Source organism: Streptomyces sp. T028 (genome assembly GCF_048159505.1).
GTDB lineage: Bacteria > Actinomycetota > Actinomycetes > Streptomycetales > Streptomycetaceae > Streptomyces.
This window is the reverse complement of the sequence record NZ_JBLRVZ010000028.1, coordinates 63134-88880: the sequence shown is the minus strand read 5'-3', so window position 1 is coordinate 88880 and position 25747 is coordinate 63134. Positions and strand designations below refer to the sequence as shown.

The window sequence follows — 25747 nt, the reverse complement described above, 5'->3', positions numbered from 1 at the left end:
CGTAGCTTCGTTTGCGTGCCCACCGAGGGCACGACGGCGACAGACCACACGCGGAAATCCGGCGGACGACCGCGGGCCGCAACGGGGCAGACGGAGGGGTTGACCATGGCGCAGGGCGAGGTGCTCGAGTTCGAGGAGTACGTCCGCACCCGGCAGGACGCGCTGCTGCGCAGTGCCCGCCGACTGGTCCCGGACCCGGTCGACGCACAGGACCTGCTGCAGACGGCCCTGGCCCGGACGTACGGCCGCTGGGAGGGCATCGCGGACAAGCGGCTCGCGGACGCCTATCTCCGCCGCGTCATGATCAACACCCGGACCGAGTGGTGGCGGGCGCGCAAGCTGGAGGAAGTCCCCACCGAGCAGCTCCCGGACGCCTGCATCGACGACTCCACCGAGCAGCACGCGGACCGCGCCCTGCTGATGGACGCGATGAAGGTGCTCGCTCCGAAGCAGCGAAGCGTCGTCGTGCTGCGACACTGGGAGCAGATGTCCACGGAGGAGACGGCCGCCGCCCTCGGTATGTCCGCGGGAACGGTCAAGAGCACGCTGCACCGGGCGCTCGCCCGGCTCCGCGAGGAGCTGGAAGCCCGCGATCTGGACGCACGCGCGCTGGAGCGTGAGGAGCGGGAGCGTTGCGTGGCGGCCTGACCGAGGCCGGGCCGGCACCGGCCCAGGCAGGGCCCACAGCGGCCCGAGGCACCTTCCAGGCGGCGATCACGGCGGTGACCGTGCTCGCCGCCCTCGCCCTTTCCGTGTCCGCGTGCGGCACCGGCGGCACCGGCGCCCGTGACGAGGGCCCCGCGCACGCGGACGCGGTGTCCGGCGGTGCGACGATGACGCCGTCAGCCGTACCCACGGACAGCGCCTCCCGGGTGGACGCGGTCCAGCTCGTCAAGGCCGACCCCGAGGTGTCGGCGGAGGTCAAGGGCGAGCTGACGCCGTGCGTCGGCGACGAGTACCCGGTCGACGTCTCCTACGGCGACCTGACCGGCGGCCCCGTCACGGACATCGTCGTGAACGTGCTGACCTGCGGCGACGCTGTCGGTGTCGGCTCGTACGTGTACCGGGAGAAGGACGGCCGGTACGAGAACGTCTTCAAGGCCGAGGAGCCCCCGGTCTACGCGGAGATAGACCGCGGCGACCTGGTGGTGACCAAGCAGGTGTACGCGAAGGGCGACGCCTTCTCCAGCCCGTCCGGCGAGACTGTGATCACCTACCGCTGGACCACCGCGGAGCGCTTCGTCAAGGAGTCCAGCATCCACAACGAGTACGGCGGCACCGAGGACGAGGACGAGGACGCGACGCCGGTGCCGGTGCCGGTGCCGATGCCCGAGAGCGGCTGACCCGGGATTTTGGGCGGGCTGGAAAAATTCTCCGGAACCCGTGAACCGATCGGGCCGCCCGATCCGATCAATGAGTGGGCGCACCGGGAGTGAACGCGACGGAAGCTCCCTGCGTCCCCTACAGGGGCGCCCAGGCAGACGTACGGCGCCCGGGCATACGCACGGCAGCCAGACACACGCACCACCGAACACGAGGACTGAGAGCACCGGGATGGCAGACCAGACCCACGTCCTGTTCGTCGAGGACGACGACGTCATCCGCGAGGCCACCCAGCTCGCCCTGGAGCGGGACGGCTTCGTGGTCACCGCGATGCCCGACGGCCTGTCCGGCCTGGACGCGTTCCGGGCCGACCGCCCCGACATCGCCCTGCTGGACGTCATGGTGCCCGGCCTGGACGGGGTGAGCCTGTGCCGGCGCATCCGGGACGAGTCCACCGTGCCCGTGATCATGCTGTCGGCGCGCGCCGACTCCATCGACGTCGTCCTGGGCCTGGAGGCCGGCGCCGACGACTATGTGACCAAGCCGTTCGACGGCGCCGTCCTGGTCGCCCGGATCCGCGCGGTGCTGCGTCGCTTCGGGCACGCGGGCGGCGGGGACCGGGCCGAGGACGCCGCGCCCGCGGGCGGTGTGCTGACCTTCGGCGACCTGGAGGTCGACACCGAGGGCATGGAGGTCCGCAGGGCCGGCCGGCCGGTGGCCCTGACACCGACCGAGATGCGGCTGCTGCTGGAGTTCTCCTCGGCCCCGGGGACGGTTCTGTCGCGGGACAAGCTCCTGGAGCGCGTCTGGGACTACGGCTGGGGCGGCGACACCCGGGTGGTGGACGTCCATGTGCAGCGGCTGCGGACGAAGATCGGCCAGGACCGCATCGAGACGGTCCGTGGCTTCGGCTACAAGTTGAAGGCCTGAGCGGGCGGGGGGTGAGGGGGATGATCCGGCACCTGGTTCCGGCCCGCTCGCAGGGCGCGGGCATCCGTACGGGCCTGCGGTGGAAGCTGAGCGCGGCCATCGCGCTGGTCGGCGCGCTGGTGGCGATCGCGCTCAGTCTCGTCGTGCACAACGCGGCCCGGGTGTCGATGCTGGACAACGCGCGCGACCTCGCCGACGAGCGCATCCAGATCGCCCAGCGCAACTTCGAGATGACCGGGCGGCCGAACTTCCCCCAGGTCAAGATCGACGATTCCCGGCTGCCGCCGGAGGTGCGGGAGAAGGTGACACAGGGGCGCCGGGTGACCTATGTGTCCGACCGTGCGGGGGGCACGCCGGACATCTGGGCGGCCGTGCCGCTGAAGGACGGGCGGGTGATGTCCCTGCACACCGGTTTCACCGACCGGAGCACGGACATCCTCAACGACCTCGACCAGGCCCTGGTGATCGGCTCGATCGCCGTCGTGCTCGGCGGCAGCGCGCTCGGGGTGCTCATCGGCGGGCAGCTCTCGCGCCGGCTGCGCAAGGCGGCGGCCGCGGCCAACCAGGTCGCCGGGGGCGAGTCGGACGTACGGGTCCGGGACGCGATCGGCGGAGTCGTACGGGACGAGACCGACGACCTCGCCAGCGCGGTGGACGCCATGGCGGACGCGCTGCAGCAGCGGCTGGAGGCCGAGCGACGGGTCACCGCCGACATCGCGCACGAACTGCGCACCCCGGTCACCGGTCTGCTGACGGCGGCCGAGCTCCTGCCGCCCGGCCGGCCCACCGAGCTGGTCCTGGACCGGGCGAAGGCCATGCGCACGCTGGTGGAGGACGTCCTGGAGGTGGCCCGCCTCGACAGCGCCTCGGAGCGGGCGGAACTGCAGGACCTCCTGCTGGGTGAGTTCGTCACCCGGCGGGTGGCCGCCAAGGACCCGGCGGTCGAGGTGCGGGTCGTCCACGAGTCGATGGTCACGACCGACCCGCGCCGCCTGGAGCGGGTCCTGTTCAACCTCCTCGCCAACGCCGCCAAGCACGGCAAGTCCCCCATCCAGGTCACCGTCGAGGGCCGGGTGATCCGGGTCCGCGACCACGGCGGTGGGTTCCCCGAGGACCTGCTGGCGGAGGGCCCGCGCCGGTTCCGCACCGGCAGCGCCGACCGGGCCGGCCACGGCCACGGCCTCGGCCTGACCATCGCGGCCGGCCAGGCCCGCGTCCTCGGCGCCCGTCTCACCTTCCGCAACGTCCGCCCCGCCGGAGCCCCGGAGCACATACCGGCCGAGGGAGCGGTGGCGGTGCTGTGGCTGCCGGAGCACGCGCCAACGAGCACGGGGAGCTACCCGATGATGCCGTAGGGGCCGAGCCTCAGGTCAAGGCCACCAGCAGCTCCTCGCCCCTCGACGGTCGCAGCCCGTCCGTCCGGCCCGTGAAGTACCGCTGCTCCAGGTGGGCCGCCGACACATGGCGTGCTTCCCGGAAGCCGGCCGCGCGGGCCAGGGTGAGGATCTGGGGTGGTGTGAAGAAGCTGAGGAAGGGGGTACCGGCCGCTCGGGCGCCGTTCATCGCGATCCGGAGCTGCTCCTGTTGCTCGGGTTCGACGTCTTCCAGGGGGCGCATGAAGGTCGTGACGAAGGTCGACCCCGGGGCGAGGGTGGCGACGAGACGGAAGGTCGCCTCGATCGCGTCGCGGGTGAGGTACATGGTGACGCCGGTGGAGGCCACCACGGCGGGCCGCGCCGCGTCGAGTCCGGCCGCGAGCAGCTGCTCCCACCAGTCCCCCTCGAAGTCGACCGGGACGAGCCGCAGCCAGTCGGGGACGCCGAGGCCGAGGTTCAGGAGGCGCTGCCGCTTCCAGGCCTGGGGGCCGGGCCGGTCGACCTCGAACACCCTCAGCCCTCGGGCGGCGACCTCGGGCCGGCGCTGGGCGAAGGTGTCGAGGCCGGCACCGAGGACGACGTACTGCTGCACACCCTGCCCGGCCTGCTCCACGACCAGGTCGTCGACGAAGCGGGCCCGGGCCACGATGGAGGCCCGGGTGCGGCGCGTGGCGTGCTCGTCCATGTCGGGACGGTCGCGCCAGCCGTCGCCCGGGTCGGCCAGCCGCAGCCCGGCCTCGTCCTCGATGATGTGCGGCGGCGGGTCGGCGAGGGCGTGCAGGGCGCGCCACAGGGCCACTCTGACGGCCGTGTGGTCGGCCGCGGCGGCCTCCTGGTTCCCGCCGGGGGCGGTGCCGACCTCCCCACCGGCCTCCCCGCCGGTCACCCGAAGTCCTTGGAGAAGTCGAGTTCCTCGCTGCGCTGGGTCAGCGAGTACCAGTTGCCGTTGTCGTCGCGGAAGATCGCCTCGATGCCGTAGGGCCGTTCCTTCGGTTCCTGGATGAACTCGACGCCCCGTGCGCTGAAGGTCTCGTAGTCGCCGCGGCAGTCGTCCGTGCGGAAGGCGCCGGCGCCGATCGCGCCCTTGCCGACGAGTTTCTTCAGTGCCTCGGAGGACTCCGGGTCGAGGCCGGGCCCGTCGAGGCTCATCAGGGCCAGCTCGACGCCGGGCTGGTCCTTGGCTCCGACGGTGATCCAGCGCATGTCTCCCATGGAGATGTCGTCGCGGACCTCGAAGTCGAGTTTCTCGGTGAAGAAGGCCTTGGTGCGCTGCTGGTCGAAGGTCCACACGGTGGTGATGCCCAGGCCCTTGATCATGGCTCTGTTCTCCTGTCCGGTGAGGTGTTCTGTACGTCACGGTAGGCAGGGCGGGGGGCGGGGCGCTTCTTCAAAGTTGCGGTCTTCTCTTCAAGGTCGCGGTTGTCGCTGCGGTCTTCGCGGGGGTCCTGGCGTGTGGGGAAGCCGCCGGCCCACAGCAGCGCGTAGCAGCCGGGAATGAGCGCGGCCCCTCGGCCCACGTGCTTGGTCCGGTACTCGCTGGGGGTCAGGCCGGTGCGGGTCTTGAAGCGGGCGGAGAAGGTGCCGAGGCTGCTGAAGCCGACGAGATGGCAGATCTCGGTGACGCTCAGATCGGCGCCGCGGAGCATCTCCTCGGCGCGCTCGATCCGGCGGTGGGTGAGGTACTGGCCGGGTGTCTCGCCGTACGCCGCCTTGAAGGCCCGTACGAAGTGGTAGCGGGAGTACCCGGCGTGCGCGGCCACGGTGTCCAGGTCGAGCTCGGGATCGGCCCAGTCGCGGTCCATGGCGTCCTTGGCGAGCCGTAGCTGCCGCGTCTTGTCCATGGGGCTCAGTACAACAGCCCGTCGGGCGTTCGGCGCCGCACACGACGAAGGCCCCCGGGGCGGACACCCGGGGGGCCTTCCTCTCACTGCCGGCTCAGACGGCCTCGACGACCTGCGGAGCCGCCGTCACGGGCTCCTCGCCCGCCTTCTGCGGCCCCGCCCCCTTGAGCGGAACCTCCTTGACGAACACGGCGGCGATCAGCGCGGTCACCGCGATCACCGCACCCAGCAGGAACGCCGAGTGGGTACCGGCGGACACCGCGTGCTGGTAGGCCTCGCGGGCCGCGGCCGGCAGCTTGGCCAGGCTGGCGGCGTCCAGCTGCGCGGACTGCTCGGTGATCTTCGAGCCCAGCGCGCCGGCCCGCTCGGCCATGACGTCCTGGACGCGGTGGTTGAACAGCGCACCCATGATCGCGACGCCGAAGGAGGAGCCGAGCGTGCGGAACAGGGTGGTGGAGGAGGAGGCGACGCCCATGTCCTTCATGTCCACGCTGTTCTGCGCGACCAGCATGGTGATCTGCATCAGGCAGCCCATGCCGAGACCGACGACGGCCATGAAGACGCCGGAGGTGAAGCGGGAGGTACCGGTGTCCATCGTGGACAGCAGGTACAGGCCGACGGCCATCAGGACGCTGCCGACGACCGGGAAGACCTTGTACTTGCCGGTGCTGGTGGTGATGCGGCCCGCGACCATGGAGGTCACCAGCATCGCGCCGAGCATGGGCAGGAGCAGCAGTCCGGAGTTGGTCGCGGAGGCGCCCTGCACGGACTGCTGGTAGAGCGGCAGGAACAGGGTCGCGCCGAACATCACGAAGCCGGTGATGAAGCCGATGACGGACATCAGGGTGAAGTTGCGGCTGCGGAAGATGTGCAGCGGCACGATCGGCTCGGCGGCCTTGGTCTGCCAGAACACGAACCCGATGAGGGCGGTGACGCCGATCCCGATCAGCTCCGTGATCCGCGCGGACGTCCAGGCGTACTCCGTGCCGCCCCAGGTGGTGACGAGGACGATCGAGGTGATGCCGACGGTCAGCAGGACCACGCCGAGGTAGTCGATGCCCGCCTTGGCCCGCTTCTTCGGCAGGTGCAGGACGGCGCTGATCGCGGCGAGGGCGATCACACCGAGCGGCAGGTTGATGTAGAAGGACCAGCGCCAGCCCCAGTTGTCGGTGATGGTGCCGCCGACGAGCGGGCCGCCGATCATCGCGAGCGCCATGACGCCGGCCATCATGCCCTGGTACTTGCCGCGCTCGCGGGGCGGGATCAGGTCGCCGATGATCGCCATGACGCCGACCATCAGACCGCCGGCGCCGAGGCCCTGGACGGCGCGGAAGCCGATGAGCTGGCCCATGTCCTGGGCCATGCCGCTGAGCGCGGAGCCGATCAGGAAGATCACGATCGAGGCCATGAAGGCGCCCTTGCGCCCGTACATGTCACCGAGCTTGCCCCAGATCGGGGTGGCCGCGGCGGTCGCGAGGGTGTAGGCGGTCACGACCCAGGACAGGTGCTCCAGGCCCCCGAGGTCGCCGACGATCGTCGGCATCGCGGTGCCGACGATCATGTTGTCGAGCATCGCGAGCATCATCGTGATCATCAGGGCGAGCAGGACGACCCGCACGCTCCTGGGTTGTTTCTCCGGTTCGGTCTCGACCGTCTGGGTGTCCGCCATTGGTTCCACTCCCCTGGGCACTGCTTCGGGCCGCCCACTTACTTGCCGCCCGGCTAGTTGGCTACACTGAGGAACGTAGACCTGTCACTAGCCGGTCGTCAAGTAAGTTTCATGGGAGCGCGAGGAGTACCAAGATGGGCGGCACCATGGACGGCACCAAGCAGCAGCGCCGCGGCAACACCCGCCAGCGCATCCAGGACGTCGCGCTCGAACTCTTCGCCGAGCAGGGTTACGAGAAGACCTCCCTCCGCGAGATCGCGGAGCGTCTGGAGGTCACGAAGGCTGCCCTGTACTACCACTTCAAGACGAAGGAAGACATCGTCGTCAGCATCTTCACGGATCTGACGAAACCGATCGAAGACCTGATCGAGTGGGGTGCGGCCCAGCCGCACACGCTGGAGACGAAGCAGGAACTCGTACGGCGCTACAGCCGGGCCCTGGCCGAGGCGGCCCCGCTCTTCCGCTTCATGCAGGAGAACCAGGCGACGGTACGGGAGTTGCAGATCGGCGACTCGTTCAAGGACCGGATGCGCGGGCTGCGGGACATCATCATCGACCCGGACGCCCCGCTCACCGACCAGGTCCGCTGCGTGAGCGCCATCTTCACGCTGCACGCAGGCATGTTCTTCCTGCAGGACCTCGAAGGCGACCCGGAGGACAAGCGCGCAGCCGTCCTCGAGGTCGCCGTCGATCTCGTGACCCAGGCGCATCAGGGCGCCTGACCACTCACCGTCGTCAGATCGCCAGGCCCTTGGCCTTCAGGAACGTCACCGGGTTGATCGCGGAGCCGTAGTTCGCGGTCGTACGGATCTCGAAGTGCAGGTGCGGGCCGCTGGAGTTGCCGGTGCTGCCGGACAGGGCGATGCGCTGACCGGTCTTGACCATCTGACCGACCTTCACGTCGATGTGCGACAGGTGGGCGTACTGCGAGTAGGTCCCGTTGCCGTGCTTGATGACGATGGCGTTGCCGTAGGCGGGGCCGTCACCGGCGCCGTTGCCGCCGGCCTTGACCACGGTGCCGCCGTGCGTGGCGACGACCTTGGTGCCGCTCGGCACCGCGAAGTCCTGGCCGCTGTGGGTGGACTGCCACATGGCGCCGGCCTGGTGGAAGGAGGCGGACTTGGTGTAGTGCGCCACCGGCTTGACCCAGGCGTTGGCCGAGACGGCCGCCTTCGCGACGGGTGCGGCGGGTGCGGCGGGTGCGGCGGGTGCGGCGGCGGACGCCACTCCGGTTCCCAGCACGGCCGCGGCACCCAGGGCGGCGGCCCCGACGGCCACGCGGGTGCGGAGCAGGGACGTACGGGAAGAACGGGACGTGACGCGCTGGAACATGAAGACCTCGTGGGTTCGGGGACAGAGAGACCGCCCGGTGCGAGAACGCCTGCCGGGTGGGCCATCCCTTGGTAACCCCGAGGTCGATAGACCCCCAAACGTGTGACGTACGACGGAAGCTAGTAATTCATCCCAAATTTTTGCGCTTCTTGACAGATGAGCCGAGACACCCCATTTGGTGGACTTCCGTACCGGAGACCCGGAAGCCCCGGCAGCCTCCAGGGCCAATGTCCCTTTTGCCCAATTTTGGCCTGCCACTACCCGCCCTAGTACCCGGCCGATGACCTGTGCGGCTTGTCACCGGCCGCCCGTCGCGCGGGACTTCGGGATGTGACGCGGGCTACTCGCGTGCCCCAGGGGCGACTTGTGACCCCGGTCACGAACTGTGCACGGGTCTGTGAGCGAGGTCTCATCGCCCCTTACCGTCCAGTAACCAGCAGGTTCCCCCCGGTAACCCGCTGGTTCCCCTCAGGCCATCCCCACAGAACAGCATGCCCACGACATAGGCAGGCCAGGACGCGAGAGGACCCCACATGACCACAGGCACCTGGAAGCGCCGCATAGCCATGACGGCCGTGGCGACGGCCGCCGTCACCGCCATGGCCGTCCCGGTCGGCGCCCAGGCCGCTACGGCCACGAGCAGCTCCACCGTCGCCACCGCCGCCGCGGAGGACGTCGACTACGCCACCTGGCAGGCCGACTGCCAGACCGTGATGAACGACGCCCTGCCCTATCTGAAGCAGCGCATCGCCGCCGCCAAGACGGGCGAGAAGCAGGCGATCGTCTTCGACATCGACAACACCACGCTGGAGACCGACTTCGGCTTCAGCTACCCGCAGCCGGCCAACAAGCCGGTCCTCGAGGTCGCCAAGTACGCCCAGGAGCACGGCGTCTCGCTGTTCTTCGTCACCGCCCGCCCGGACATCATCTACTCGTTCACCGACTACAACCTCAAGTACGTCGGCTACAAGGTCTCCGGGCTCTACGTCCGCGGCCTGATCGACCTGTTCAAGGACGTCGCCGCCTACAAGACCGCCCAGCGCGTCGACATCGAGAACAAGGGCTACACGATCATCGCCAACATCGGCAACAGCGCCACCGACCTGTCGGGCGGCCACGCCGAGAAGACGTACAAGCTGCCGGACTACGACGGCCAGCTCTCCTGACACACGACACGGCAAAAGGGGCTGCCCCGGGACTCATGTCCCGGGGCAGCCCCTTTTGTTCAGGCCGAGCGCAGACGCTTACGCGTCCTTGCTCAGGTTCGGTCCGGCGCCGCCGGCCGCCTGCTCGATCGGCGGGACGTCGGGCAGGGCCGACTTCTCCTCGCCGCGGAAGGTGAAGGTCTTGGTCTCACCCTCGCCCTCGGTGTCCACGACCACGATGTGACCGGGGCGCAGCTCGCCGAAGAGGATCTTCTCGGAGAGCGTGTCCTCGATCTCGCGCTGGATCGTGCGACGCAGCGGACGCGCGCCCAGGACGGGGTCGTAGCCCTTCTTGGACAGCAGCTCCTTGGCGGACTGGGAGAGCTCGATGCCCATGTCCCGGTCCTTCAGGCGCTCGTCCACCTTGCCGATCATCAGGTCGACGATCCGCAGGATGTCCTCCTGCGTGAGCTGCGGGAAGACGACCACGTCGTCGACGCGGTTGAGGAACTCGGGGCGGAAGTGCTGCTTGAGCTCGTCCGACACCTTGTTCTTCATGCGCTCGTAGTTGGACTTCGTGTCGCCGGAGGCGGCGAAGCCCAGGTTGAAGCCCTTGGAGATGTCCCGGGTGCCGAGGTTGGTCGTCATGATGATGACCGTGTTCTTGAAGTCCACGACCCGGCCCTGGGAGTCGGTCAGACGACCGTCTTCCAGGATCTGCAGCAGCGAGTTGAAGATGTCCGGGTGGGCCTTCTCGACCTCGTCGAAGAGGACGACGGAGAACGGCTTGCGGCGGACCTTCTCGGTCAGCTGACCGCCCTCTTCGTAGCCCACGTATCCGGGCGGGGAACCGAAGAGACGCGAGACCGTGTGCTTCTCGCTGAACTCCGACATGTCGAGGGAGATCAGCGCGTCCTCGTCGCCGAAGAGGAACTCGGCGAGCGCCTTGGACAGCTCGGTCTTACCGACACCGGAGGGGCCGGCGAAGATGAACGAACCACCCGGACGCTTCGGGTCCTTCAGACCCGCGCGCGTACGGCGGATCGCCTTCGACAGCGCCTTGACGGCGTCGTTCTGGCCGATGACCCGCTTGTGCAGCTCCTCCTCCATGCGGAGCAGGCGGCTGGACTCCTCCTCGGTCAGCTTGAAGACCGGGATGCCGGTGGCCGTGGCGAGGACCTCGGCGATCAGCTCGCCGTCGACCTCGGCGACGACGTCCATGTCGCCGGCCTTCCACTCCTTCTCCCGCTTCGCCTTGGCGGCGAGGAGCTGCTTCTCCTTGTCGCGCAGGGAGGCGGCCTTCTCGAAGTCCTGCGAGTCGATCGCGGACTCCTTGTCGCGGCGGACGCCGGCGATCTTCTCGTCGAACTCGCGCAGGTCCGGCGGAGCGGTCATCCGGCGGATGCGCATCCGGGAACCGGCCTCGTCGATCAGGTCGATCGCCTTGTCCGGCAGGAAGCGGTCCGAGATGTACCGGTCGGCCAGAGTGGCGGCCTGGACCAGCGCCTCGTCGGTGATGGAGACGCGGTGGTGGGCCTCGTACCGGTCACGGAGACCCTTGAGGATCTCGATGGTGTGCGGCAGGGACGGCTCAGCGACCTGGATGGGCTGGAAGCGGCGCTCCAGTGCCGCGTCCTTCTCCAGGTGCTTGCGGTACTCGTCGAGCGTGGTGGCGCCGATGGTCTGCAGCTCACCGCGGGCCAGCATCGGCTTCAGGATGGAAGCCGCGTCGATGGCGCCCTCGGCGGCACCCGCACCGACCAGCGTGTGGAGCTCGTCGATGAACAGGATGATGTCGCCGCGGGTGCGGATCTCCTTGAGCACCTTCTTCAGGCGCTCCTCGAAGTCACCGCGGTAGCGGGAGCCCGCGACCAGCGCGCCGAGGTCCAGGGTGTAGAGGTGCTTGTCCTTGAGAGTCTCGGGCACCTCGCCCTTGACGATGGCCTGGGCGAGGCCCTCGACGACGGCGGTCTTGCCGACGCCGGGCTCACCGATCAGGACCGGGTTGTTCTTGGTACGGCGGGACAGCACCTGCATGACCCGCTCGATCTCCTTCTCGCGCCCGATGACCGGGTCGAGCTTGGACTCGCGAGCGGCCTGGGTGAGGTTCCGGCCGAACTGGTCGAGGACCAGGGACGTCGAGGGGGTGCCCTCGGCAGGCCCGCCGGCGGTGGCGGTCTCCTTGCCCTGGTAGCCGGAGAGCAGCTGGATGACCTGCTGCCGCACCCGGTTGAGATCTGCGCCCAGCTTGACGAGGACCTGGGCGGCGACGCCCTCGCCCTCACGGATCAGGCCGAGCAGGATGTGCTCCGTGCCGATGTAGTTGTGGCCCAGCTGAAGGGCCTCGCGGAGCGACAGCTCCAGGACCTTCTTGGCACGGGGGGTGAAGGGGATGTGCCCGGACGGGGCCTGCTGGCCCTGGCCGATGATCTCCTCCACCTGCTGGCGGACCGCCTCGAGCGAAATCCCGAGGCTCTCAAGGGCCTTGGCGGCGACACCCTCACCCTCGTGGATCAGGCCCAGGAGGATGTGCTCGGTGCCGATGTAGTTGTGGTTGAGCATCCGGGCTTCTTCCTGAGCCAGGACGACAACCCGCCGCGCGCGGTCGGTGAACCTCTCGAACATCGTTAATCGCTCCTCAGAGCGGTCAGGCAGTGGGGGGAACTTCCCCTCCCTGTCCTTCCGCAGCTTAGTCCCGCAAGCGGGGACCGCTCATTCCAACTGCCGACACCGTCGATGGCCTCCTGACCCCGAACGCCGACATCTGCTCCAACCCGATGGTGCGAGACGATGTTCCCGCAGGCCAGGTGGTTACCCTCACCATCAGTACGCCGATGGCGAACGTGAGACGTCCTTTCCTGCGTGTCGCCCCCTCCCACTAGGGAAGTCTTACCCGCCGGCACGGACAGTCCATGCCGTGGGCACCCTTTCCCTCCGCTACGGGCGAACAACCTTGCGCCTCCCGAGCCCCTTGCGCGCCCTCTCGGCCACCACTCTGTGCGACCTCGACGGCACCCAGCGTAACTCCGGGGCTCTTCGAATGGTTCTACTCGTCATGGTTCGCCCTGTCCCCCTCCCCCGTCGACCGCTGGACGCCGCCGGCCCGGACGGCAACGGCCCCGAGGGCGCCGCCCGGCACGCCCGGGACGCCCGGGTGCGCGGCTGGTACGAGAACGAACTGGGGTGGGCGACGGTGCCCGGGGAACCGGTACGACTTTTGGTGGGCGAGCGCTTCGACGTCCTGGAGGTTCCCGCGGAGGCCGGCCACGCGGCGCTCGGGCGCCTGGCGCCGGGGTTCCCGGTGGCCGTGCAGGGCGGGACGGGCGGGTCCGGCGGACGGATGCGGCTCCTGGTGGCCGCGGGGAGCGCGGAGGAGCTGCCGGGGATCCTTCGGTGGCTGGAGTGGGGCACTCTGCCGCTGGATCTGACGGCGCTCGGCGAGGGCTGCCTCATGGAGGCGCCGGTGCCTTCGGGGCTCGTCCCCGGCTGCCGGCGTCACGGGCCGGTGCAGGGGGCCGCCGTCTGGGTGCGGCCCCCCGTGGCGGGGTGCGGGGCCGAGGCCTCGCTGCCGACGGTGTCGGCGTTGGGGGGCGTGCGGGACGCCCCCGATCTGGTGCGGTTGGTGGACACGCTGGCAGCGCACTGCCACCGTGTCCGGCTGCGGCGGCTCGCCGCTCAGCCGTTGGCCTTCTCGTAAGCCTCGCGAATGGTCGCCGGAACGCGGCCACGGTCGTTGACCTCGAAACCGTTCTCCTTCGCCCACGCACGGATCTGAGCGGTGTCCTGGCTGCTGCCGGAAGCGGCACGCGCCTTTCCACGCCCGCCCGAGGCGCGGCCTCCGGTACGACGGCCACCCTTCACATAGGGCTCGAGAAGCCCGCGGAGGTTGTCCGCATTGGCAGTGGTGAGATCGATCTCGTAGGTCTTGCCGTCCAGCGCGAACGTCACGGTCTCGTCCGCCTCGCCACCGTCGAGGTCGTCGACAAGAAGGACCTGAACCTTCTGTGCCACCGGATTTCCTTTCATCGATAACGTGAGGGACGGGGGTCCGCGGCGTCCGCCGTTTAGCCGCGCCCTGTTATATGCAGTACTGCAGTACGTCGGAAAGCAAACCGCTTTTGCTGGAAAAACACAAACCCCTGGGAGAGCCCGACAGCCCGCCCCCCGCCCGGAAACGTGCGCGTTTCGGACATAGGGCACCGGGCAAGGCCGGTCCGTCGGAATGGACGGCCACGATCACAGATGCAGAAGCATCCGGCTGTTGCCCAAGGTGTTCGGTTTCACTCGTTCGAGTCCGAGGAACTCCGCCACGCCCTCGTCATAGGAACGCATCAGCTCCGCGTAGACATCGGTGTCGACCGGCGTCTCACCGATCTCCACGAAGCCGTGCTTGCCGAAGAAGTCCACTTCGAAGGTCAGGCAGAAAACCCGGCGAACGCCGAGCCACCGAGCGGTGTGCAGCAACTTCTCCAACAACTGGTGGCCCACCCCGGCGCCCTTCAGGCCGGGCTTGACCGCGAGAGTGCGCACTTCAGCGAGGTCTTCCCACATCACGTGCAGCGCGCCGCAGCCGACGACCTCGGCGTTGTCGTCGCGTTCGGCGACCCAGAACTCCTGGATGTCCTCGTAAAGGGTCACCGTCGCTTTGTCGAGCAGGATGCCGCCCCGGACGTAGGCGTCAAGGAGTCGGCGTACCGCGGGCACATCGGCGGTCCGGGCCCGCCGGACGGTGATGGCTTTAGCGTTGACTTCGGGGTTCCCGGGGTTCTCGGCGGCGGGGATCTCTGCGGGCATGTGCGGACGCTATCGCCCGCCGTCCTCGGACGCCGAGGCGGGGTTCTCCCCGGCACTGCCGGCAGATGCGTCTGCGGCTGTTTCCGGACCTTGGACGATGCGTACGGCATCGCGCAGCGCCTGTCGCTGTTCGTCGCTCATCATCCCGAAGAAGGCGACGAGGGCGGCGGCGGGGTTGTCGCTCTGCGCCCAGGCGTCGTTCATGAGGGCCGCGGCGTAGGCGGCGCGGGTGGAGACGGCCTCATATCGATAGGCCCGGCCTTCGGCCTCGCGGCGCACCCAGCCCTTCTGATGGAGATTGTCCAAAACGGTCATCACCGTGGTGTACGCGATGGACCGTTCCTGTTGAAGGTCTTCCAGGACTTCTCGAACGGTCACCGGGCGGTTCCACTTCCACACCCGCGTCATGACCGCGTCTTCGAGTTCTCCCAATGGGCGAGGCACTCTCAGCACAATAGTGGGAGATCTCGACAATCGCGTGTCGAACGTGCACTTTAGCTGTCAAACATGCACAAAAAGGGCGTACGGCCCTGAGGGAGCCGTACGCCCGGGGGGTGCCGCTGCCGGCTGCGGGGCGGGGGTCAGGCGTCGGTACCGGCGGAGGACTGCCGGGCGCCCTCCGCGCGCGCGAGGGCGGCGTCGACGGCCGCGTCCTCCTTGGCCTTGTTGGCGCCTCCCTGGGTCTTCACGATCACCCTGATCAGACCGATGAAGAAGGCCGCCATGACGACGGGGGGCACCAGCGCGGAGACATAGTCCATGGATCCAGGGTAGCCACGGAGGAATGGGGCATCGGGCCGGGGTCGGATCGAGGTCGCCTCACGCGGGCGTGCAGTCGCCTCACGCGCGCGTGCCTCAGCCGACCGCCAGTCTCCTCGGTTGCCGCTGCTCCGGCTCGGCGGGTGGCGGCGGAGGGGTCGGCTTGCGGCGCGGGAAGACCTCGCCCGGGGTCGGGACGGGGCGGCGTACGGGCGCGGGGCCGGGGCCGGGCTTCGCGGGGACGGGGCCGGGACCGGGGGCGGGTGCGGGCGCGGCGGGCTTCTCGGCGGGTTTCTTGCGGGGTTCCTCGCGCGGGTCCTCGGCGAGGACTGTACGGATGTCGTCGCCCTCGGCGGAACGGCCCCCGGGAAGGGCGAGAAGGCGGGTACGGGACGCCGGGACCGCCGGGGTGGACGCGGAGACCGGCGCGTCGGCCGCGGAGGCCTGACGGGGCGTACGGCGGGCCAGGCGGGCCCGTACGTCCTGTTCGGCGAGGACCTGGCAGCGGTCGAGGAGGGCCGCGGCGGCCGGATCGCGCCGCAGGGCGCGCAGGGCGGCGAGATCCTCGACGCCGGGCCGGTGGCCCGTGGCCAGGACCTCCTCCAGGAGCGTGAGGTAGCCGGCGGCGGCGCCGGGGAGGGCGGCGCGGTAGCGGCCGAGGTCGGCCACCAGGAAGGCCCGCAGCCGGGCGGCCTCGCACAGCGCCTCGTCGAGCGACTCGGCTAGGCGATGACAGTCCTGGACGTCCTCGGCGCTGGCGGGACCGGGGTGGAGGGCGAGGGCGAGGGCGCGGCGGAGCACACGCAGCTCCTCCGCGCCGAACGCCATGCCGCCGCGGGATCCGTATGGCGTGGGCATGCGGCGACGATACGCGCTAATCGGACAAATTCGACATAGGGGACGGGTGTGGCGCGCACGAATCCGTCCCCTGGCCGGTTACCGGCGGGAAACGCGGCTCACATGCGCGAGACGTTCCGCTCGTACACCAGCCGCAGCCCGATCAGCGTCAGCCACGGCTCGTGCTCGTCGATCACCGAGGACTCGCCGAGGACCATGGGGGCGAGGCCGCCCGTCGCGATGACGGTGACGTCGTCGGGGTCCTCGGCCAGCTCTCGGGCCATGCGGGTGACCACGCCGTCGACCTGGCCCGCGAAGCCGTAGACGATGCCGGACTGCATGGCCTCGACCGTGTTCTTGCCGATCACGCTGCGCGGGCGGGCCACCTCGATCTTGCGGAGCATGGCCGCCCTGACGCCCAGCGCCTCCACCGAGATCTCGATGCCGGGGGCGATCACCCCGCCCACGTACTCGCCCCGCGCGCTCACCGCGTCGAACGTCGTCGCGGTGCCGAAGTCGACGACGATCGCCGGGCCGCCGTAGAGCTCGTTCGCGGCGACCGCGTTGATGATGCGGTCGGCGCCGACCTCCTTGGGGTTGTCGAAGAGGATCGGCACCCCGGTCTTGACGCCCGGCTCGACGAGGACCGCGGGGACGTCGCCGTAGTAGCGGCGGGTGACCTCGCGCAGTTCGTGCAGCACCGAGGGGACGGTCGCGCAGATCGCGATGCCGTCGATGCCGTCGCCCAGCTCCACGCCGAGCAGCGGGTGCATGCCCATCAGGCCGTGCAGCAGGACCGCGAGCTCGTCGGCCGTACGGCGGGCGTCGGTCGAGATCCGCCAGTGCTCGACGATCTCCTCACCGTCGAACAGGCCGAGCACCGTGTGCGTGTTCCCCACGTCGATCGTCAGCAGCATGGCCGGTACCCGCTCCCTACTCCGCGTCCCGCAGATCCAGACCGATGTCCAGGATCGGCGAGGAGTGGGTCAGGGCCCCCACTGCCAGGAAGTCGACGCCGGTGCCCGCGTAGGCGCCGGCGTTCTCCAGGGTCAGCCGGCCGGAGGCCTCCAGCAGGGCGCGTCCGCCGACGATGCCCACCGCCTCCGCGCACTCGCCCGGGGTGAAGTTGTCCAGCAGGATCAGGTCGGCGCCCGCGTCGACGACCTCGCGCAGCTGGTGCAGGGTGTCGACCTCGACCTCGATCGGCACGTCCGGGAAGGCCTCCCGTACGGCCTTGAAGGCCTGGGCGACGCCGCCCGCCGCCACGACGTGGTTGTCCTTGACCAGGGCCGCGTCCGACAGCGACATGCGGTGGTTGACGCCACCGCCCGCGCGGACCGCGAACTTCTCCAGCGAGCGCAGGCCGGGGGTGGTCTTGCGGGTGTCCCGCACGCGCGCCTTCGTGCCTTCCAGGGTGTCCGCCCACGCGCGCGTGGCGGTCGCGATGCCGGAGAGGCGGCACAGCAGGTTCAGGGCGCTGCGCTCGGCGGTCAGCAGGTCACGCGTGCGTGTGGTCACCGACAGCAGCTTCTGGCCCGCCTCCACCCGGTCGCCGTCCTCGACGTGCCGCTCGACCTCGAACTCGTCGGTGCACACGACCGAGACGACCGCCTCGGCGACCCGCAGGCCCGCGACCACGCCCGCCTCGCGCGCGGTGAAGTCGGCGGTGGCCACGGCCTCCTCGGGGATGGTCGCGACGGTCGTCACGTCCACGCCGTGGGCCAGGTCCTCCTGGATGGCGACGTTGGCGATGTCCTCGACCTCGACCGGGTCGAGCCCGGCCTCGGCCAGGAGCTGGGCGAGCGCGGGGTCGAGACCGCACTCCAGGTATTCCTCGTCGCCCAGGTCGCCCTCTGCGCCGCAGGCGCAGCCGTCGCCGCAGCCGCCGGTCGGGGCGAGGGGGAGGTCGTCGGTACTCACGTCTGTCACTGCTCCTGCTGGTGCTGCCGGGTCGGGGGGAAGTCTGCGGTATCGGTGGTGTGTACGGCGAGCGACCGGTCCGGATTCAGCCGTACGACGATGTGACGGCGCCATGTGTCGTCGCGCTCGGCGTGGTCCTCGCGCCAGTGGCAGCCGCGGGTCTCCTCGCGCAGCGCGGCGGCGGCGACCAGGACGCGGGCCACGCACAGGAGGTTGGTGGCCTCCCAGGTGTCGACGCCGGGCTCGGCGGTCTTGCCGTTCTCGTCGAGCGCGTCGCGGGCCTCGCTGTGCAGGCGGTGCAGCTGGTCGGCGGCCTTGGCGAGGGACTCGGCGGAGCGCAGCACACCGGCGCCGTCCGTCATGATCCGCTGGATCGTGAACCGGGCCTCGGCGCCGAGCAGCGGGTGGGCGGGCTTCTCCGGATGCTCCACCTGGGCGGGCACGCGCGCGTGCAGGCCGTCGCCGGCGTGGCTGTCGGCGATGTCGGCGGCGATCCGCTCGGCGTAGACCAGCCCCTCCAGGAGGGAGTTGGACGCGAGCCGGTTCGCGCCGTGCACGCCGGTGCAGGCGACCTCACCGCACGCGTACAGGCCCGGGACGGTCGTCCGGCCCCGGGAGTCGGTGCGCACGCCGCCGGAGGCGTAGTGGGCGGCCGGGGCTATCGGGATGGGGTCGTGGACGGGGTCGATGCCGTGGGCGCGGCAGGCGGCGAGGATCGTCGGGAAGCGGTGCTCCCACATCTCGGCGCCGAAGTGGCGGGCGTCGAGGAACATGTGCTCGGCGTCCCGCTCCTGCATCCGGCGCATGATGCCCTTGGCGACGATGTCCCGGGGGGCCAGTTCGGCGAGTTCGTGCTGCCCGACCATGAAGCGCACGCCGTCCGCGTCCACCAGGTGGGCGCCCTCGCCGCGTACCGCCTCGGAGACCAGCGGCTGCTGGCCCTCCGCGTCCGGGCCGAGGAACAGCACCGTCGGGTGGAACTGCACGAACTCCAGGTCGCTGACCTGCGCGCCGGCGCGCAGCGCGAGCGCCACGCCGTCGCCCGTCGACACGGACGGGTTGGTGGTTGCGGAGAAGACCTGCCCCATGCCGCCGGTGGCGAGGACGACCGCCGGGGCGTGCACGGCGCCCACGCCGTCGTGCTGGCCCTCGCCCATCACGTGCAGGCTGACGCCCGCCGTGCGGCCGTCGGCGTCGGTGAGCAGGTCCAGGACGAGAGCGTTCTCGATGGTGCGTACGCCCCGCGCGCGGGCCGCCTCGACGAGTGCGCGGGAGATCTCCGCGCCGGTCGCGTCGCCGCCCGCGTGGGCGATCCGGCGCCGGTGGTGACCGCCCTCACGGGTGAGTTCCAGGTCGCCCTCGGCGGACTCGTCGAAGTGCGCGCCGGTCTCGATCAGCCGCCGTACGGCGTCCGGGCCCTCGGTGACGAGGATCCGGACGGCGTCCTCGTCGCACAGGCCCGCGCCCGCCACCAGCGTGTCGTCCAGGTGCTGTTCGGGGGTGTCGCCCTCGCCGAGGGCCGCGGCGATGCCGCCCTGCGCCCAGCGGGTGGAGCCGTCGTCGAGCCGGGCCTTGGTGACGACGACGGTGTCCAGGCCGGCTGCCTCGCAGCGCAGGGCCGCGGTCAGCCCCGCCACGCCGGAGCCGACGACCACCACGTCCGCGGCGATCGACCAGCCTGGGGCGGGCGCGTGCAGTCGTATGCCTGTGCTGGTCACAAGGCGGCTCCGAGGGTTCCGAAGGTGAGGGGGAGGTTGTCGATCAGCCGGGTCGTCCCGACCCGGGCGGCGACGGCGAGCACGGCCTCGCCGGTGAAGTCGTCCCCGCGGTCGCCGATCTCCGTGAAGTCGGACGGGTCGACGAGGGCGAGGTAGTCCAGCTCCAGCGGCGGGTCGAGCCGGGCGGCGTCGTCGAGGACCAGCCGGGCGGCCTCGCGGACGGCGGCCGCGGCGCCGGGCACGGCCTGGGCGACGGCGTGCGCGTCGGCCGCCGCCCGGGACTCCCCGAGCGCGCTGAGCGCCTCGGCACGCGCGTGCGTGGCGGGTACCTCACGCGCGCGTGCCCGCAGTGCCTCCTGGGCGGCGTGCCGGTCGCGGCCGGCGAACAGGGCCGCCGACAGGGCGAGCGCGGTGCGCCGCTCCTTCGCGGAGAGATAGCGGTTGCGGCTGGACAGGGCGAGCCCGTCGTCCTCACGGACGGTGGGCACGCCGACGATCTCGATGCCGAAGTTCAGGTCGCGGACCATACGGCGGATCAGCGCGAGTTGCTGGGCGTCCTTCTGCCCGTACAGCGCCACGTCGGGCCGGGTGAGGTGCAGCAGCTTGGCGACGACCGTGAGCACACCGTCGAAGTGGCCGGGGCGCGAGGCGCCCTCCAGGCGCTCCCCCATCGGGCCCGCGCTGACCCGGACCTGGGGCTCGCCGCCCGGGTAGACCTCGTCCACGGCCGGGGCGAACACGGCGTCCGCGCCCGCCTCCTCGGCGATCTTCAGGTCGGCGTCCAGGGTGCGCGGATAGCGGTCGAGATCCTCGCCCCGGCCGAACTGCAGCGGGTTGACGAAGACGGTGACGACGACCTCTCCGTCCGGCCCGGCGAGGTCACGGGCGGTGCGGATCAGGGTGGCGTGGCCCTCGTGCAGGGCGCCCATCGTCATCACGACGGCCCGGCGGCCGCTGCGCGGGCGTGCGTGCAGTTCGGCGGCGGTGCGCAGGAGGGTGGGGGTCATCCGGCGTCTCCTTCGGTGCCGTGGGTGCCGTGGGTGCCGGAGGTTCCGGGGGCGCCGTCGGCCCGGCCCGCGAGGACGCCGAGGAGGTCCTCGGCCAGTTCCGGCTTGAGCAGCCCGTGGGCGAGCGCGCGGTCGGCGGTCGCCCGGGCCATCGCCAGATACCCGGCGACGGTCTGCGGGGCGTGCCGGCGCAACTCGGCGACGTGCGCGGCGACCGTGCCGGCGTCGCCGCGGGCGACGGGGCCGGTGAGCGCGGCGTCGCCGGAGCGCAGCGCGTTGTCGAGGGCGGCGCCCAGCAGCGGGCCGAGCATCCGGTCGGGGGCCTCGACGCCCGCCGCGCGCAGCAGCTCCATGGACTGGGCGACGAGCGTGACCAGGTGGTTGGCGCCCAGGGCGAGGGCCGCGTGGTAGAGCGGGCGGTTCTCCTCGGCGATCCACTCCGGTTCGCCGCCCATCTCGATGACGAGGGCCTCGGCGGCCAGCCGCAGCTGGTCGGGGGCGGTGACGCCGAAGGAGCAGCCGGCGAGACGCTGCACGTCCACGGGCGTGCCGGTGAACGTCATCGCCGGGTGCAGGGCCAGCGGCAGCGCGCCCGCGCGCGTGGCGGGGTCGAGGACTTTCGCGCCGTAGCGGCCCGAGGTGTGCACGAGGAGCTGCCCGGGCCGTACGGCGCCGGTCTCGGCGAGGCCCTGCACCAGGCCGGGCAGGGTGTCGTCGGGGACGGTGAGCAGCACCAGGTCGGCGTGGCGGAGGACCTCTGCGGGCGTCATCAGAGGCACGTCGGGCAGCATCTGCGCGGCCCGCCGCCGGGAGGCGTCGGAGACTCCGGAGACGGCCACCGGGCGGTGTCCGGCGAGCTGGAGGGACGCGGCGAGGGCGGGTCCCACACGGCCGGCGCCGACGACGCCGACGGTGAGCCGCGCGGGGCGGTCCCTGGGGTCTGGTTGTTGAAATGCACTCACGCGAGGGCGGCCTTCCCGTTCCAGTCCGCGCGGGGTACCGGACGATTTCTCGTCATGTTAACGCGATTGGAGTTCGGGACGGCCTGGTCGTCTCGCGGCGAGTGCTTCGGGGTCAGCCGGTGAGGGCCCGGATCGTGGGTGTCCGGTAGAGGTCGCGCAGGGGCACGGAGGCCAGTCCCCGGGCGCGCAGAGCGGCGTTGATACGGACGGCGAACAGGGAGTTTCCGCCGAGCTCGAAGAAATCGTCGTCGAGACCGACGGGGGTGCCGAGGACGGATTCCCAGATCTCCTCGAGGGCCTCGGCGAGACCAGCGTCACGTAGGGGACCGGGGGTCCGCGGGGCTGCCGCGGCCGTGGGCGTCGAGCGGAGGGGGGCCGGGAGGCGGTCCGCGTCCAGCTTGCCGTTGGTCGTGAGGGGGAGGGCGTCGAGGGGAGTGACGGTCGCCGGGACCATGTGCTCGGGCAGGATGCCGGCGGCGCGCTTGCGGACGCCCTGCGGGTCGGCGGCCGCGGCGCCGCCGGTGGGAACGACGTACGCGTCCAGGCGGGCCGTGGCCGGGTCGGCGGGGTCGTCGCGCCGTACGACGACGGCCGCGGCGGCGACGGCCGGGTCCTCCAGGAGCACCGAGCGGATCTCGTCGAGCTCGATGCGGAAGCCGCGGATCTTGACCTGGCTGTCGATCCGGCCGAGGTGTTCCAGCCGACCGTCGGGACGAAGACGACCGAGGTCGCCACTGCGGTACACGCGCGCGTCAGAGCGGTACACGCGCGCGTCAGAGCGGTACGCGCGCGTGCCGGAGGAGTGCGGGTCGGGGGCGGCCGGGTCCGCGTCAGCCGGACCCGAGACGGCCGGACGCGGGACGGCCGGACGCGGGACGGCCAGGCCCAGGGCAGCCGGACCCAGGACGGCCGGATCCAAGGCAGCCGGACCCAGGACGGCCGGATCCAAGGCAGCCGCACCCGAGACGGCCGGGTCAGGGACGGCCGGGTCCAAGGCAGCCGGGCCCGGGACGGCCGGATCCGTTACGGCCAGATCCGGGACGGCCGGGTCCGGGACGGCCAGGCCCAGAGCAGCCAGACCCAGGACGGCCGGATCCAAGGCAGCCGGGCCCAGAGCAGCCGGGCCCAGGGCAGCCGGGCCCGGAGCCGCCGGGCCCAGGGGATGCGGGTCCGGGGCGAGCGGGTCCGGGGCGTGTGGGTCCGGGGCGTGTGGGTCCGGATGGAAGCGTTCCGCTGTTAGTTCGGGGCGGTTGAGGTAGCCGGTGGCGACGCCCGCGCCGCCTACTCGGATCTCGCCGGTGACGCCCGGCGGCACGAGCCGGCCGCGCTCGTCGGTGACGTACAGGTGCCAGCCCGGCAGGGCGGGGCCCACGGAGCGGGAGCCGGCGAGGGCGAGGGCGCGGGTGACGGTCTGGGCGGTGACGTGCACGGTCGTCTCCGTGATCCCGAACATGTTGACCATGCGGCAGCTGTGTTCGGGGTGCCGGTCGAACCAGGGCAGCAGCATGCGGCTGTCCAGCGGTTCGCCGCCGAACACCACCAGCCGGACCGGCAGCGCGGCGTGGTCGGTCCGCAGGAGCTGGGAGAACGCGGACGGGGTCTGGCTGAGCACGGTGACCCGGCGTTCGAGGAGCAGGTCGCGGAAGTCCTCCGGCTCGCGGCTGACGAAGTACGGCACGACGACCAGCCGTCCGCCCGTCAGCAGACAGCCCCAGATCTCCCACACCGAGAAGTCGAAGGCGGCCGAGTGGAAGAGGGTCCAGGTGTCGTCGGGGCCGAGCCGGTACTCGTCCCGGGTGGCGTCGATCAGGGCGGTCACGTTGCGGTGCGGGACGAGGACGCCCTTGGGGCGGCCTGTGGAACCGGAGGTGTAGATCACGTACGCCGGGTCGCCGGGGGCCGGTTCGGGGAGTTCGGGTGCTGCGGCTGCCACGGCAGTGGCGGCGAGGTCGTCGGGGGTCGCGAGCGTGATGCCGTCCCCGCTCGGGAACTCGGGCAGCCGGGTCACGACCACGCGCAGACCCGCGTCCGCGACCGTGTGGGCGAGCCGGTCGGCGGGGTAGGCGGGGTCGGTCGGGACGTAGGCGGCACCGGCGCGGACCACACCGAGCAGGGTGACCACGAGTTCCGCGGTCCGCTCCAGGCAGACGCCGACACGGTCGCCGGGGCGGACGCCGTGGGCCAGCAGCCCGGCGGCGACCCGGGCGGAACGCTCGTCCAGCTCCCGGTAGGTGAGCTCGGTGGCGCCGTCGCAGAGGGCGACCGCGTCGGGCCTGGCGGCGGCGATCCTCGCGAACGCCCAGGGAAGCGTGTCCGGTTCGGAGGCGAGTGCCACGGCGGGACGGCCGAGCCGGGCGACACGGGCGCGCTCGTCCGCGTCGAGCAGCTCGACGTCCGCGACCGCCGTCTTGGGGGCGAGGGCCCACTGCCGGCAGACCTCGCCGTAGTGCCGCGTGAAGCCCTCGGCGACAGCCGCCGAGACATGGCTGAGCCGGAAGTAGCAGGTGAGGCGGGTGCCGCCGGAGGGGAGAGGCGAGAAGACGAAGGTGAGGGGGAAGGGTGGGGCGAGGCAGGGAAGGCGGTCGGCCGGGGGCGCGTCGGGATCGTCGAGTACCCCTGCCAGCACGGTCCCCGTCACGCGTTCCCCGCCGCCGGCCGCCAGTTGGTCGAGGGTGGCCGGCTCCGGCAGCTCGTACCGGAGGGTCCCCGTCCGGTCGGACGCGACCGTCGCCGAGCCGGTCCCCCCGTGCCCGTCGTAGCGGGCGAGGGTCAGGGCCAGGGCGGGCAGGCTCGGTGAGCCGTGCGGGAAGGGCAGGTCCAGGGCGCAGGTGCCGTGGGTGGTGGCGGTGGGATCGCCGTCGCCCCAGTCCGGGGCGTCGGCCGGGGGCGGGAACCCGGTGCGGGAGGCCGCGGGTTCGGGGCAGGGCGACGGCGGGCGCTCCCCCGTCAGCACCTCCGCCAGATGGCGCAGGCCCGCCCCGTCCAGGCGGTCGCGATGGGCGACGAGGACCAGGTCCGCCGTGCCGTCGCCGTACCGGAGCAGGACGCAGCGCACCTCCCGCTCGACCGGGCGCCGCAGTTCGGCCTCGCGGCGGCGTACGGCGAGCGGCTCGGCCGGGGCGGCCGGGACGTCGTCCGTCCACAGCCGCCAAGGGCCCGCCGCGGCCAGCCGGTCCCGCAGGAGTCGTACGTCCGCCCCGGTCACCGGGACGCGGACCGCATGGCACTGTGCACCCGGCACGGGTGTCCTCCCTCTTTCTTCGTGTACGAGGTGTACGAGTGCGGTTCGGCCGGCCGGGAATCAGCGGGCCGAGAAGCCGCCGTCGACCGTCAGGGTCGTCCCGGTGACCTGCCGGGCGTCGTCCGAGAGGAGGTAGACGACCGCCGCCGCCACGTCCCCCGGCTCGATCAGCGCGTTCATCGGCTGCGCGGCGACGAACTCCTCCTCGTGCTCGCTCACCGGTACGTCGAGGGCGCGGGCGATCTCGGCGAGCATCCGGCCCTCGGCGGCCGGGTCGTCACGGACCGAGCCGGGGCAGACGGCGTTGACCCGCACCTTGCGGGGCGCGTAGTCGAGCGCCGCCGCCTTGGTGAGTCCGACCAGGCCGTGCTTGGCGGCGACGTACCCGGCGAAGTGCCGGTAGCCGACCAGGCCCGCCGTGGAGGCGATGTTGACGATGCTGCCCGAGCGGCGGGCGCTCATGGCCTTGCCGACGGTACGGATCATCCGCCAGGCGCCGGAGAGGTCGACGTCGATCATCAGCGCCCACTCCTCCTCGCCGATCTCGTGCGCGGGCCGGCCCGAGGGCGCCGCGATGCCCGCGTTGTTGACGACCCCGTCGAGCGCGCCGAACCGGTCCTCGGCGAGCGCCACCGCCTCCTCGACGGACCGCAGGTCGCGGACGTCGCAGCGAGCGGTGAGCACCGCCGCGCCGGCCTCACGGCACAGCGTGGCGGTGTGCTCCAACTGGCCCTCGGTGCCCAGCGGATACGGCACTCCGGGCAGGTCGGCGCACAGGTCGAGGAGCGCCAGGTCGGCGCCCTCGGCGGCGCACGCCACGGCCGTGGCCCGCCCCAGTCCCCGGGACGCCCCGGTGACGACGACGGTCTTCCCGGTCAGACGCATGACCCGCT

25 protein-coding genes are annotated in these 25747 nt (G+C 71.4%); 7 read left to right on the top strand and 18 right to left on the bottom strand.

What is annotated here, in order from left to right; genetic code table 11:
* Positions 1 to 105 precede the first annotated feature (105 nt).
* From ACLZN2_RS26625 to cseC, 4 genes are all read left to right on the top strand, one after another.
* Positions 106 to 648 carry a SigE family RNA polymerase sigma factor gene (locus ACLZN2_RS26625; RefSeq protein WP_067256344.1) on the top strand — a complete coding sequence of 181 codons (543 nt, stop codon included), beginning with the start codon at positions 106 to 108 and terminating at the stop codon, positions 646 to 648.
* Positions 633 to 1343 (top strand): hypothetical protein, encoded by a 711-nt coding sequence (locus ACLZN2_RS26620; protein WP_416981616.1) that lies wholly within the window; start codon positions 633 to 635, stop codon positions 1341 to 1343. The genes ACLZN2_RS26625 and ACLZN2_RS26620 overlap by 16 nt, the downstream gene beginning before the upstream one ends.
* Before the next feature lie 211 nt (positions 1344 to 1554).
* Positions 1555 to 2253, top strand: a complete 699-nt coding sequence (gene cseB, locus ACLZN2_RS26615) for a two-component system response regulator CseB (protein WP_055631906.1) — start codon at positions 1555 to 1557, stop codon at positions 2251 to 2253.
* Positions 2254 to 2273: 20 nt separating this feature from the next.
* Positions 2274 to 3608, top strand: coding sequence for a two-component system sensor histidine kinase CseC (gene cseC, locus ACLZN2_RS26610; protein WP_416981615.1), 1335 nt, complete (start codon positions 2274 to 2276; stop codon positions 3606 to 3608).
* Between the two features lie 10 nt (positions 3609 to 3618).
* Here cseC and ACLZN2_RS26605 read toward each other — a convergent pair whose 3' ends face one another.
* From ACLZN2_RS26605 to ACLZN2_RS26590, 4 genes are all read right to left on the bottom strand, one after another.
* Entirely contained in the window at positions 3619 to 4515 is an 897-nt protein-coding gene (locus ACLZN2_RS26605) for a class I SAM-dependent methyltransferase (RefSeq protein ID WP_416981613.1), read from the bottom strand.
* Positions 4512 to 4946, bottom strand: coding sequence for a VOC family protein (locus ACLZN2_RS26600; RefSeq protein ID WP_416981611.1), 435 nt, complete (start codon positions 4944 to 4946; stop codon positions 4512 to 4514). Before ACLZN2_RS26600 ends, ACLZN2_RS26605 begins: the two co-directional genes overlap by 4 nt.
* The gene (locus ACLZN2_RS26595; protein WP_416981610.1) at positions 4943 to 5470 is read right to left on the bottom strand and encodes a helix-turn-helix transcriptional regulator; all 528 of its coding nucleotides are present in this window, start codon (positions 5468 to 5470) and stop codon (positions 4943 to 4945) included. The genes ACLZN2_RS26600 and ACLZN2_RS26595 overlap by 4 nt, the downstream gene beginning before the upstream one ends.
* 94 nt (positions 5471 to 5564) lie before the next feature.
* The gene (locus ACLZN2_RS26590; protein ID WP_416981607.1) at positions 5565 to 7139 is read right to left on the bottom strand and encodes an MDR family MFS transporter; all 1575 of its coding nucleotides are present in this window, start codon (positions 7137 to 7139) and stop codon (positions 5565 to 5567) included.
* Positions 7140 to 7273: 134 nt separating this feature from the next.
* Between ACLZN2_RS26590 and ACLZN2_RS26585 the strand changes: the two genes are divergently transcribed.
* A complete protein-coding gene (locus tag ACLZN2_RS26585) occupies positions 7274 to 7861 on the top strand; it encodes a TetR/AcrR family transcriptional regulator (RefSeq protein ID WP_416981606.1) in 588 nt (195 codons plus the stop codon).
* A gap of 13 nt (positions 7862 to 7874) precedes the next feature.
* Here the strand turns inward: ACLZN2_RS26585 and ACLZN2_RS26580 are convergent, their stop codons facing one another.
* Complete coding sequence (locus ACLZN2_RS26580) at positions 7875 to 8471, bottom strand: M23 family metallopeptidase (RefSeq protein WP_416981605.1); 597 nt, start codon at positions 8469 to 8471, stop codon at positions 7875 to 7877.
* 533 nt (positions 8472 to 9004) lie between these two features.
* On the opposite strand from ACLZN2_RS26580, the gene ACLZN2_RS26575 reads away from it, so the two are divergent.
* Entirely contained in the window at positions 9005 to 9637 is a 633-nt protein-coding gene (locus ACLZN2_RS26575; protein WP_416981603.1) for an HAD family acid phosphatase, read from the top strand.
* A 78-nt stretch (positions 9638 to 9715) separates the two neighbouring features.
* Here the strand turns inward: ACLZN2_RS26575 and ACLZN2_RS26570 are convergent, their stop codons facing one another.
* Positions 9716 to 12241, bottom strand: coding sequence for an ATP-dependent Clp protease ATP-binding subunit (locus ACLZN2_RS26570; RefSeq protein WP_416981601.1), 2526 nt, complete (start codon positions 12239 to 12241; stop codon positions 9716 to 9718).
* 430 nt (positions 12242 to 12671) lie between these two features.
* On the opposite strand from ACLZN2_RS26570, the gene ACLZN2_RS26565 reads away from it, so the two are divergent.
* Positions 12672 to 13313, top strand: a complete 642-nt coding sequence (locus ACLZN2_RS26565) for an SCO3374 family protein (protein ID WP_416981600.1) — start codon at positions 12672 to 12674, stop codon at positions 13311 to 13313.
* Here ACLZN2_RS26565 and ACLZN2_RS26560 read toward each other — a convergent pair.
* From ACLZN2_RS26560 to ACLZN2_RS26505, 12 genes are all read right to left on the bottom strand, one after another.
* Positions 13292 to 13627: a histone-like nucleoid-structuring protein Lsr2 gene (locus tag ACLZN2_RS26560; RefSeq protein ID WP_416981599.1), complete on the bottom strand. Its 336-nt coding sequence runs from the start codon at positions 13625 to 13627 to the stop codon at positions 13292 to 13294. The genes ACLZN2_RS26565 and ACLZN2_RS26560 overlap by 22 nt on opposite strands.
* 225 nt (positions 13628 to 13852) lie before the next feature.
* The gene (locus ACLZN2_RS26555; protein WP_416981598.1) at positions 13853 to 14410 is read right to left on the bottom strand and encodes an amino-acid N-acetyltransferase; all 558 of its coding nucleotides are present in this window, start codon (positions 14408 to 14410) and stop codon (positions 13853 to 13855) included.
* A gap of 9 nt (positions 14411 to 14419) precedes the next feature.
* On the bottom strand, positions 14420 to 14842 hold the full coding sequence (locus ACLZN2_RS26550; RefSeq protein WP_416981597.1) for a BlaI/MecI/CopY family transcriptional regulator: 423 nt from the start codon (positions 14840 to 14842) through the stop codon (positions 14420 to 14422).
* 149 nt (positions 14843 to 14991) lie between these two features.
* Positions 14992 to 15171, bottom strand: a complete 180-nt coding sequence (locus tag ACLZN2_RS26545) for a hypothetical protein (RefSeq protein WP_416981596.1) — start codon at positions 15169 to 15171, stop codon at positions 14992 to 14994.
* 94 nt (positions 15172 to 15265) lie between these two features.
* Positions 15266 to 15997, bottom strand: a complete 732-nt coding sequence (locus tag ACLZN2_RS26540) for a hypothetical protein (protein WP_416981642.1) — start codon at positions 15995 to 15997, stop codon at positions 15266 to 15268.
* Positions 15998 to 16125: 128 nt separating this feature from the next.
* Positions 16126 to 16923, bottom strand: coding sequence for a type III pantothenate kinase (locus ACLZN2_RS26535; RefSeq protein WP_416981595.1), 798 nt, complete (start codon positions 16921 to 16923; stop codon positions 16126 to 16128).
* Between the two features lie 16 nt (positions 16924 to 16939).
* Positions 16940 to 17926, bottom strand: a complete 987-nt coding sequence (gene nadC, locus ACLZN2_RS26530; RefSeq protein ID WP_416981594.1) for a carboxylating nicotinate-nucleotide diphosphorylase — start codon at positions 17924 to 17926, stop codon at positions 16940 to 16942.
* 5 nt (positions 17927 to 17931) lie between these two features.
* The gene (locus ACLZN2_RS26525; RefSeq protein WP_416981592.1) at positions 17932 to 19644 is read right to left on the bottom strand and encodes an L-aspartate oxidase; all 1713 of its coding nucleotides are present in this window, start codon (positions 19642 to 19644) and stop codon (positions 17932 to 17934) included.
* Positions 19641 to 20651 carry a pantoate--beta-alanine ligase gene (gene panC / locus ACLZN2_RS26520; protein WP_416981591.1) on the bottom strand — a complete coding sequence of 337 codons (1011 nt, stop codon included), beginning with the start codon at positions 20649 to 20651 and terminating at the stop codon, positions 19641 to 19643. Before panC ends, ACLZN2_RS26525 begins: the two co-directional genes overlap by 4 nt.
* Positions 20648 to 21613 (bottom strand): Rossmann-like and DUF2520 domain-containing protein, encoded by a 966-nt coding sequence (locus ACLZN2_RS26515; protein WP_416981589.1) that lies wholly within the window; start codon positions 21611 to 21613, stop codon positions 20648 to 20650. The genes panC and ACLZN2_RS26515 overlap by 4 nt, the downstream gene beginning before the upstream one ends.
* A gap of 112 nt (positions 21614 to 21725) precedes the next feature.
* Positions 21726 to 24854, bottom strand: coding sequence for an amino acid adenylation domain-containing protein (locus ACLZN2_RS26510; RefSeq protein WP_416981588.1), 3129 nt, complete (start codon positions 24852 to 24854; stop codon positions 21726 to 21728).
* Positions 24855 to 24914: 60 nt separating this feature from the next.
* Positions 24915 to 25739: an SDR family oxidoreductase gene (locus ACLZN2_RS26505; RefSeq protein ID WP_416981587.1), complete on the bottom strand. Its 825-nt coding sequence runs from the start codon at positions 25737 to 25739 to the stop codon at positions 24915 to 24917.
* Positions 25740 to 25747 lie beyond the last annotated feature (8 nt).